Source organism: Burkholderia sp. Ac-20379, from assembly GCF_017104645.1.
Lineage (GTDB): Bacteria > Pseudomonadota > Gammaproteobacteria > Burkholderiales > Burkholderiaceae > Burkholderia.
The window spans coordinates 1-9,460 of sequence record NZ_JAAGPF010000293.1 but is presented as its reverse complement, the minus strand read 5'-3'; the positions used below and the strand labels follow the sequence as shown (position 1 = coordinate 9,460).

The window sequence follows — 9,460 nt, the reverse complement described above, 5'->3', positions numbered from 1 at the left end:
CGGCCCGGACCTGGGCCCGTCCCTACGCAGGAGCCTTTGTAATGAGCACACTTCCCCAATCGGCCGGCATCAAATCGTTGCAGATCGGCATGCACTGGTTCCCCGAACGCGCCGGCGGCCTCGATCGCATGTACTACTCGCTGGTGGGCGCGCTGCCGGGCGCGGGCGTCGCGGTGCGCGGCGTGGTGGCCGGTTCGGATCGCGTCGCGAGCGACACCGACGGCGCGATCCGCGGCTTCGGCCCGGCCTCGCAATCGCTGCCGCGCCGCATGATGGCCGCGCGCCGCACGCTGCGCGAGGCGGTGAGCCGCGAGCGGCCCGACGTGGTGTCGTCGCACTTCGCGCTCTACACGTTCCCGGCGCTCGACGTCACGCGCGGCATTCCGCAGGTGTCGCACTTCCAGGGCCCGTGGGCCGACGAGAGCCAGGTCGAGGGCGCCGATTCGCTCGGCCAGCGCGCCAAGCGCTATCTCGAACAGACGGTGTACGCGCGCTCGTCGCGGCTGATCGTGCTGTCCAGCGCGTTCGCCGAGATCCTGACCTCGCGCTACGGCATCGCGCAGGACAAGGTGCGGATCGTGCCGGGCTGCGTGGACACCGCGCAGTTCGATCTGCCGATCACGCAGGCCGAGGCGCGCCAGAAGCTGCAGTTGCCGCAGGGCCGGCCGATCATCCTGGCGGTGCGGCGGCTGGTGCGGCGCATGGGGCTGGAGGATCTGATCACGGCCGTGGACGTGGTGCGCCGCCGCCATCCCGACGTGCTGCTGCTGATCGCCGGCAAGGGGCGGCTCGCCGAGGAACTGCAACAGCGCATCGACGACGCGGGCCTCGAGGATCACGTGAAGCTGCTCGGCTTCGTGCCCGACGCGCATCTGGCCGCGCTGTACCGCGCCGCCACGCTCAGCGTGGTGCCGACCGTCGCGCTCGAAGGCTTCGGGCTGATCACGGTGGAATCGCTGGCGTCGGGCACGCCGGTGCTGGTCACGCCGGTGGGCGGCTTGCCGGAGGCCGTGTCGGGGCTGTCGCAGGAGCTGGTGCTGCGCGGCACCGGCGTGGAGGCGATCGCGGAGGGCTTGTCGGAGGCGCTGTCGGGCCAGCGCAAGCTGCCCGATTCGGAGGCCTGCCGCCGCTATGCGCGCGAGCACTTCGACAACGCCGTGATCGCGCGGCGCGTGGCGAGCGTGTACGAGGAAGCGATCCGGCTGGGGTGAGCGGGTGTCGTGCGGGCGGTGGTGCGAGCCACGGCCGCCGCCGTCAGTGCCGTCAGTGCATCAGTGCCGTCCGGCCCGCCATTGCCCCGGCGCCACGCCGAAGCGGCGCGTGAACGCATGCGTGAACGCGCTCTGGTCGGCGAAGCCGACGTCGGCCGCGATGTCGGCCAGCGCGCGCCGCGGCTCGGCGAGCAGCAGCACGGCGGTATCGAGCCGCAGCTTCAGCAGATAGCGATGGGGCGTTTCGCCGAAGGCGTCGACGAACAGTTGATGAAAGCGCCGCAGGCCGAAGCCGCAATGCGCGGCCAGATCGGCCACGCGCAGCGGTTCGGCGAGGCGCGCGCGCAACCAGCGGTCGATGCGCGCGAAATCGAGGCCGGCGGGGCTGCCCGCCGCAGGCCGATGCGCACCGGGCGTACCCACCAGCGCGTCGCAGAGCCGCGCGGCGGCCTGCCAGTGCGCCGTGCGCGCGCTGCCAGGCGCATCGAGCGCATCGAGCGTGGCCAGCTCGCGCACCAGCGCGTCGAGCGCCGGCGCCACCGCGATCGTCCGGCCGCGCGCGAACAGCCGCTCGGGCACCGCCAGCGAGGCCACCGGCAGGTCGAGCACCAGTTGGCGGTTCGGGCCGAGGCCCGCGTAATCGTGCCGCGCGCCGGCCGGAATCAGCCAGGCGCGGCGGCCGTCGCTCCGCTCGGCCACGCCGTCCACCGACATCACCATTTCGCCCGCGACGCCGAGCACGACCTGATGGAAGTCGTGCACGTCCGAGGCTTCGTCCACGCCGTAACGGCGCAGCGACAGCGTGGGCGAGGCGGGGCGGGCGGTCATGAGCGGGCGGCGGGCGTTGCGGCGGAGAAACGCCTTAGACGTTCAGCAGTTCCACTTCGAACACGAGCGTGGCGTTCGGCGGAATCACGCCGCCCGCGCCGCGCACGCCGTAGCCGAGTTGCGGCGGGATCGTCAGGCGGCGCGTGCCGCCGACCTTCATGCCCTGGACGCCTTCGTCCCAGCCCTTGATGACCATGCCGCCGCCGAGCACGAACACGAACGGATCGTTGCGATCCTTGCTCGAATCGAACTTCTGGCCGTCGGTCAGCCAACCGGTGTAATGCACCGTGACGGGCTTGCCTGCCTCGGCGACGTCGCCGGTGCCTTCGGTCAGTTCTTCATACTTGAGACCGGATTCGGTGGTCACGACAGTCATCTGCTACTCCTGAAAGGAACGGGAAAAGCGCTATTGTAGACTTCCGCGCGGCCTTCCTCAGCGCGCCTGCGCGGCGACGTCCGGCTCCGCGTCGTTGGTGTCGAAGCGCTCGCCGAAGCGCGTCGGCACGACGATCCGCGGATGCGGGCGCGCGCCGCCATCGCCGTCGCCGCCGGCCGCCGCGGCGTCCACCAGCGCGAACGCCTCGCTCATCATGGTCTGCACGTCCTGGCGCAGCATCGTCACGTCGAACGGCAGATGCACGGCGAACGGATCCCAGTCGAAACAGCCGACCACGGCGCGCTGCCATTCGGCCAGCGGCAGATCGGCCGCGTACTGCACCAGCCCCTCGAACGCGGTGATCGAATTCATCAGCATGCCGGCCGGCAGGCGGCCGAGTTGCGCGACGCGCCGCGCCAGCGCATCGCGCGTGGCGGCCGGGCCGTAGCCGCAGCAGTCGATCGCGCCGGGGGCGGGCGGCGGCAGGCCGCGCGCGGCGAACGCGTCGCGAAAGCCGGCGATCCGCATCTCGGTGGCGTATTCGAGGGCGATGCCGCCGAGCAGCAGCAATTCGTCGGGCGCCGCGCCGCGCGCCAGCATCTTGTCGAGCAGCATGTCGGTCAAGGTGCGCGCGCCGCTGCGGTTGTCGGACACCACCGACGGCGCGCCGTCGCCGGGCAGGTCGAGGTTCACCGACGGCACGCCGGCGTCGGCGCACAGCGCGTTGAGCGGCCCCGGATCGCGCACCCCGGCGATGAACAGCAGTTCCACGCGCTGCGACAGCAGGGTTTTCGTCACGCTCAGCTCCACCGCCGGATCGCGCTTGGTGCCCACCACGATCGGGCACAGCGCGCGGCCCTTGGCGCGCGCCTCGAAGGTTTCGGCCAGCCCCGCGAAGAAGCGGTTGCGGTAGTGCGGAATGATCATCCCGGCCAGCCCCGAGCGCGACAGCCGCAGCCCGCGCGCGCTCTGGTTGACCCGATAGCCGAGCGCCTGCGCGCAATCGAGGATGCGCCGCGCGGTGTCCTCCTTGATCCGGTAACGCGCCCAGGTGCCGTTCAGCACCATGCTGACCGTGGAAGTGGACGCGCCGGTGGCCTTGGCGATGTCGTAGATCGTGGATTTCTTGCTGCTCGGAGTGGAGGTCATGGGTCTCGTCCCGCGGCGCGACTCGGCGGCGCTTATCAGGGTTTTCCTGTGCTTCCCGTCTTCGCTGAATGGATTCAGCATACACGAACTTTCTTTGCTGAATGGATTTAGCAGAGAAAACGAAATGTAATTAAAGCCGCCAGTCCGACCCGGGCGAGCGCGGTCTTCACTCGATGGAGGAGACATGGCAAGGAACTGGATGCGCACGCTCTGCGCGGGTGCGGTCGCGCTGGCGCTGACGACGGGCCTCGCGTTCGCGTCGCCGGACAAGCCGGTGATCGGCGTGGTGGTGAAGGTCGGCGGGATTCCGTGGTTCAACGCGATGGAGGCGGGCATCAAGAAGCGCGCCGACCAGTTCGGCGTGAAGGCGTTCATGGTCGGCCCGACCAGCGCCGACCCGGCGCTGCAGGTGCGCGCGATCGAGGATCTGATCGCGCAGCACGTGGACGTGATCGGCGTGGTGCCGAACGACGCGCAGGTGCTGGAGCCGGTGCTGCAGCGGGCGCGGGCGGCCGGCATCAAGGTGATCACGCACGAATCGCCGCAGCAGAAGAACGCCGACTGGGATTTCGAACTGGCCTCGGCCAAGGGCTTCGGCGAGGCCTACGCGAAGCGGCTGGCCGACCTGACGGGCGGCAAGGGCGAATACGCGGTGTTCGTCGGCTCGCTGACGGTGCCGCTGCACAACGCCTGGGCCGACGCCGCGATCGCCTACCTGAAGGCCCACGATCCGGGCATGACGCTGGTGGGCGACCGCTACGGCGTGGCGGAGAACGTCGATGCCTCGCGGCAGACGGCGCTCGACCTGATGCGCGCCCATCCGAACCTGCGCGCGATCCTCGCGTTCGGCAGCCAGGGGCCGATCGGCGCGGCGCGCGCGGTGGCCGAGCGGCAGTTGAAGGGCAAGGTGATCGTGCTCGGGCCGTTCTCGCCGGGGCAGGGCCGGCGTCTGGTTCACGACGGCGTGCTGACGGGCGGCTACATGTGGAATCCGGAGCAGGCGGGCGAGGTGTTCGTGACGCTCGGCACGATGGTCGCCAAGGGCCAGCCGGTCAAGGACGGCATGACGATCCCCGGCCTCGGCGTGGTGCATCCGAGCGGCCACAACCTGATCGTCGATCAGCTCGTCGAACTGAACGACAAGACCGTCGACGATCTCGCCAAGCTCGGCCTGTGACCGCTCCCCGGAGGCATCGCACGGCGCCTGCGGGCGCCGCGTGCCGCCTCCGGCTCACGCAAGGGAGATGCCTTCCATGAATCCCGCTTCCTCCGCGCTGGCCGCCGACCGGGCGCCGGCGCAGGCCCCCGCGCTGCTGCATCTCGAGAACATCTCGAAGACGTTCGGCGGCGTGAAGGCCCTGCAGCAGGTGCGTTTCGACGTGATGCCGGGCGAGGTGCTGTGCCTGGCCGGCGAAAACGGCTGCGGCAAGAGCACGCTGATCAAGATCGTCAGCGGCGTCTATCGGCCCGAGCCGGGCGCGCAGATGCGATTCGACGGCGAGCCGCTCGACGCGCTCGATCCGGCCGCCGCGCGCCGGCTCGGCGTGCAGGTGATCTGGCAGGACCTCGCGCTGTTTCCCGAGATGACGGTGGCCGAAAACATCGCGTTCGAGCAGAACCTCGGCGAGCGGCTGCGCTGGGTCGATTACGGCCGCATGCAGGCCGCCGCGCGGCGGATTCTCGCGCGGCTCGGCGTCGAGCTCGATCTCGACCGCCCGGTGCGCAAGCTGTCGATCGCGCAGCGCCAGATCGTGGCGATTGCGCGGGCGCTGGTGGCCGATGCGCGGCTGGTGTTCATGGACGAACCCACCGCCTCGCTGAGCCACGCCGAAACCGAGGCGCTGCTCGCGATCGTGCGGCGGCTGTCGGCCGACGGCATCGCCGTGGTGTTCGTCAGCCACCGGCTGGCCGAGGTGCTCGACGTCTGCACGCGCGTGACGGTGATGCGCGACGGCCGCTACGTCGGCACCTATCCGACCGCCGGCATGACGCAGACGCGCCTGACCGAGCTGATGACCGGCCGCACGTTCGATTACGCGGTGCGCGACACCGATCTGTCGGCCGCGCCGGTGGTGCTGCGCGTGGCCGGCCTGTCGCGCGGGCGCGAATACGCCGGGCTCGATTTCGCGATCCGGCGCGGCGAGATCCTCGGGCTGACCGGCCGCCTCGGCGCGGGCCGCACGGAGCTGGCGCTGTCGCTGTTCGGCATGACGCGGCCCGACGCGGGCACGATCGAACTCGACGGCAGGCCGCTCGCGCTGCGCTCGAACCGCGACGCGATCCGGGCCGGCATCGCCTACGTGTCGGAAGACCGCCTGCAGTTGGGCCTCGTGCAGCCGCAATCGATCGCCGACAACGCCGCGATCTCGGTGCTCGACGGCCTGCTCGACGCCACCCGGCTGATTTCCGCGCGCCGCCGCGAGGCGCTGGTGCGCCACTGGATCGCGAAGCTCGCCGTCAAGATCGGCCATCCCGACGACGCCGTCTCGACGCTGTCGGGCGGCAACCAGCAGCGCGTGGTGCTGGCCAAGTGGCTGGCCACGCAGCCGAAGGTGCTGATCCTCGATTCGCCGACGGTGGGCGTGGACGTGGGCGCGCGCGCCGGCATCTTCGCGATCATCCGCGAGCTGGCGCAGGCGGGGATGGCGATCCTGCTGATCTCGGACGAGATTCCCGAGGTCTATTTCAACGCCGACCGGATCCTGCACATGCGCGGCGGCCGCCTGGCGGCCGAATACGTGCCCGGCCAGGTTCCGATCGACACCATCGAGCGAGACGTCCATGCATGACCTGCTCCGCAAGACCGGCATCGGCTCAATCGAGGCGCTGCTGATCGCCGTGCTCGCCGCGATGGCGGTGGGCCTCGGCCTCACGACTTCGACGTTCCTGACGCTGTCCAACCTGTTCGACCTGCTGAACCAGAGCGCGGTCAACATCATCTTCGCGGTGGGCCTGCTGGTGGTGCTGATCGCGGGCGGCATCGACATTTCGTTCGCGGTGGGCGCGTCGGTCACGCAGTACCTGACCGCGCTCGCCGTGGCGCGGCTCGGCGGCGGCAACTGGGCGCTCGGCTTCGCGGCGGCGATGGGCTTCGGCTTCCTGCTCGGCGCGCTGAACGCCACGATCATCTATCGCTTCAGGATCGTGTCGATCGTGGTGACGATCGCCACCTTCAACCTGTTCTTCGGCGGGCTGATGTTCGTGACGGGCGGCGTGTCGATCTACGACCTGCCCGACTGGTGGATGGATCGCGTCTCGCTGCTGCAATGGCAGACGCCGAGCGGCGTCGCCACGCTCTCGCTGCCGGTGGCGGTGATGGCGGTGTGCGTCGCGGCCACCTGGTTCCTGCTGCGCCGCACGACGGCCGGCCGCCAGCTCTACGCGGCCGGCGACAACCCGGAAGCGGCGCGGCGCGTGGGCATCCGGCTCGGCCGCATGCATTACCTCGCGTACGGCTGGCTCGGCATGATGAGCGGCGTCGCCGGGCTGATGCAGGCGCACTACGTGCAGGAAGTGGTGCCGAACGCGATGTACGGCCGCGAGCTCGACGTGCTGGCCGCCGTTGTGCTCGGCGGCGCGCGGCTCGGCGGCGGGCGCGGCACGGTGCTCGGCGCGATCCTCGGCATCCTGCTGGTGTCGGTCACGGCCAACGGCCTGAACCTGCTCGGCATTTCCTCGTACGCCTACAAGATGATCGTCGGCGCGGTGATCCTCGCGGCGATCACGCTGTCGAGCGACGGCGTCGCGCGGCTGGTGGGCACACGCTGGGCGACGCGCGGCGCAAAGGTGGGCGCATGAACCCGTCCTCTTCCCGCTGGCGCGCCGCGTTCGCGGTGCCGGCCGACGTGGCCGGGCTGCTCGGCTTCCTGGCCGTGGTGGTGATCGCGCTGAGCGTCGCCTCCGACCGCTTCATGACGTTCGGCACGTTCGAATCGATCGCGTTCCAGTTGCCCGAGCTGGGCCTGTTCACGCTGGCGATGCTGATGCCGCTGATCTCGGGCGGCTTCAACCTGGCGGTCACGTTCACGGCCAACATGGCCGGGCTCGCGATGGCCTGGGTGATCCAGTCGCACGGCGGCCCCGACGCGAGCCTCGGCGTGGTGCTGCTCGGCATCGTCGCGGCGCTGGCCACCGGCGCGGCGGCCGGCGCGATGATCGGCGCGATCATCGCCTACACCGGCGCGAGCCCGATCCTGGTGTCGCTGTCCGCGATGATCTTCCTGCGCGGGCTCGGCGAATTCCTCACGCGCGGCGGCGACATCTCCGGCTTCCCGCATTCGGTGCGCTATCTCGGCAACGGGCTGTGGCTCGGCGTGCCGGTGCCGCTGTGGATCTTCATCGGCTGCGCGCTGATCTGGCATGTCGTGATGACGCGCTCGCGGCTCGGCTTCGCCACCCGCATGGTCGGCTCGAACCTGGAGGCGACGCGCTATTCGGGCATCGCCACGGCGCGCGCGATCACGCGCATCTACATGCTGTCGGGCCTGATGTGCGGCGTCGCCGGCGTGGTGATGCTGTGCAGTTTCAATTCCGTGCGTGTCGGTCACGGCGAGGCGTTCCTGCTGATCTCGGTGCTGGCCTGCTTCCTGGGCCGCGTCGATCCGTTCGGCGGGTTCGGCCGCGTGGTGCCGGTGGTGATCGCCCTGGTGATCCTGCAGGTGATCGCCTCCGGCCTGAACCTGCTCGGCGCGAATCAGCATCTGGCCACGGCGTTGTGGGGCGCGTTCCTGCTCGCCGTGATGCTGGCCCGCTGGATCTGGGCGCACGGCGTCCTGCAACACCTGTTCCGCGAGCGCGCGCCCCGGTCGCCGGTGGCCGCGCCCGCACCCCGTCGACACAAGGAGAGCGAATGAACAAGCTGGGCGTACATGCACTGGTCTGGGAGGCCGGCTGGAGCCACGAGGAAGCCGCGCGCGCGATCGCGAACACGGCCGAGGTGGGTTTCGACTTCATCGAGATTCCGGCGCTCGATCCGGCCTCGATCGATACCGCGTACACGCGGCGCGAGCTGGAGCGCGCCGGCATCGGCTGCAGCTTCTCGCTGGGCCTCGACGCCGATTCGGACATCTCGAGCGGCGATGCGCAGAAGGCCGCGCGCGGCAAGCGCAAGCTCGAGGACGCGATCCGCGTGGCGCGCGACTGCGGCGCGAAGCACGTCTGCGGTATTCTCTATTCCGCCTTCCAGAAGAACTTCGTGCCCACCACGCCGGCCGGCGTGGCGATGTCGGCCGAGATCATCGGGCAGGTGGCCGAGACGGCCGCGCAAGGCGGCATCATGCTCGGCCTCGAGGTGGTCAACCGCTACGAATCGAACGTGCTGAACACGGCGTCGCAGGGCGTCGAGATGTGCGAGCGGATCGGCCTGCCGAACGTGAAGGTCCATCTGGACACCTACCACATGAACATCGAGGAATCCGACGTGATGACGGCGATCCGCGAAACCGGCGCGCATCTCGGCTATTTCCACACCGGCGATTCGCATCGCGGCTATCTGGGCTCGGGCAGCATCGATTTCGCGGAAGTGTTCCGCGCGCTGGTGTTCGCGGGCTACACGGGGCCGATCACGTTCGAGAGCTTCTCGTCGCGCGTGGTCGGACAGCCGCTCGAAGGCATCCTCGCCGTGTGGCGCAATCTCTGGGAAGACAGCCGCGATCTGGCGTCGCACGCGCTGCTGTACACGCGCGCGCAGCTGAAATCGGCGCAGGAAGCGCTCAGGCAGGCCGAGCGGAGCCGCTTGCCATGAGCGTGACCAGGCAGGGGGAGGGCGCGGGGCGCGAGGTGAGGTTCGAGGCGCTGGCGGCCCTGCTGCGCGAGGCCGGCGACGTGGGCGAGGCCGGCGCTCCGGCGGCTTCGGCCGCTTCTGCCGCTGCAGCCGCTTCCGCCGCGTCGGCGCCTA

Annotated in this window: 9 protein-coding genes; 6 read left to right on the top strand and 3 right to left on the bottom strand. The window is 70.2% G+C overall.

The genetic code is table 11. The features are described from left to right. The first annotated feature begins 41 nt into the window (after positions 1 to 41). The gene (locus G3N92_RS26560) at positions 42 to 1,211 is read left to right on the top strand and encodes a glycosyltransferase family 4 protein (protein WP_206130564.1); all 1,170 of its coding nucleotides are present in this window, start codon (positions 42 to 44) and stop codon (positions 1,209 to 1,211) included. Between the two features lie 60 nt (positions 1,212 to 1,271). Here G3N92_RS26560 and G3N92_RS26555 read toward each other — a convergent pair whose 3' ends face one another. From G3N92_RS26555 to G3N92_RS26545, 3 genes are read right to left on the bottom strand one after another with little or no spacing between them, the layout of a single operon-like run. Continuing rightward, positions 1,272 to 2,039, bottom strand: a complete 768-nt coding sequence (locus tag G3N92_RS26555; protein WP_206130563.1) for an AraC family transcriptional regulator — start codon at positions 2,037 to 2,039, stop codon at positions 1,272 to 1,274. Positions 2,040 to 2,073: 34 nt separating this feature from the next. Next, the gene (locus G3N92_RS26550) at positions 2,074 to 2,415 is read right to left on the bottom strand and encodes an FKBP-type peptidyl-prolyl cis-trans isomerase (RefSeq protein WP_206130562.1); all 342 of its coding nucleotides are present in this window, start codon (positions 2,413 to 2,415) and stop codon (positions 2,074 to 2,076) included. Between the two features lie 57 nt (positions 2,416 to 2,472). Beyond that, the gene (locus G3N92_RS26545; protein ID WP_206130561.1) at positions 2,473 to 3,564 is read right to left on the bottom strand and encodes a LacI family DNA-binding transcriptional regulator; all 1,092 of its coding nucleotides are present in this window, start codon (positions 3,562 to 3,564) and stop codon (positions 2,473 to 2,475) included. Positions 3,565 to 3,748: 184 nt separating this feature from the next. Here G3N92_RS26545 and G3N92_RS26540 point away from each other — a divergent pair, with 184 nt between their 5' ends. From G3N92_RS26540 to G3N92_RS26520, 5 genes are all read left to right on the top strand, one after another. After that, positions 3,749 to 4,741, top strand: coding sequence for a substrate-binding domain-containing protein (locus tag G3N92_RS26540; protein WP_206130560.1), 993 nt, complete (start codon positions 3,749 to 3,751; stop codon positions 4,739 to 4,741). Between the two features lie 76 nt (positions 4,742 to 4,817). Further along, positions 4,818 to 6,353, top strand: a complete 1,536-nt coding sequence (locus tag G3N92_RS26535; RefSeq protein ID WP_206130559.1) for a sugar ABC transporter ATP-binding protein — start codon at positions 4,818 to 4,820, stop codon at positions 6,351 to 6,353. After that, positions 6,346 to 7,362 (top strand): ABC transporter permease, encoded by a 1,017-nt coding sequence (locus G3N92_RS26530; protein WP_206130558.1) that lies wholly within the window; start codon positions 6,346 to 6,348, stop codon positions 7,360 to 7,362. The genes G3N92_RS26535 and G3N92_RS26530 overlap by 8 nt, the downstream gene beginning before the upstream one ends. Continuing rightward, positions 7,359 to 8,417 (top strand): ABC transporter permease, encoded by a 1,059-nt coding sequence (locus G3N92_RS26525; protein WP_206130557.1) that lies wholly within the window; start codon positions 7,359 to 7,361, stop codon positions 8,415 to 8,417. Before G3N92_RS26530 ends, G3N92_RS26525 begins: the two co-directional genes overlap by 4 nt. Further along, on the top strand, positions 8,414 to 9,307 hold the full coding sequence (locus tag G3N92_RS26520; RefSeq protein WP_206130556.1) for a sugar phosphate isomerase/epimerase family protein: 894 nt from the start codon (positions 8,414 to 8,416) through the stop codon (positions 9,305 to 9,307). The genes G3N92_RS26525 and G3N92_RS26520 overlap by 4 nt, the downstream gene beginning before the upstream one ends. Positions 9,308 to 9,460 lie beyond the last annotated feature (153 nt).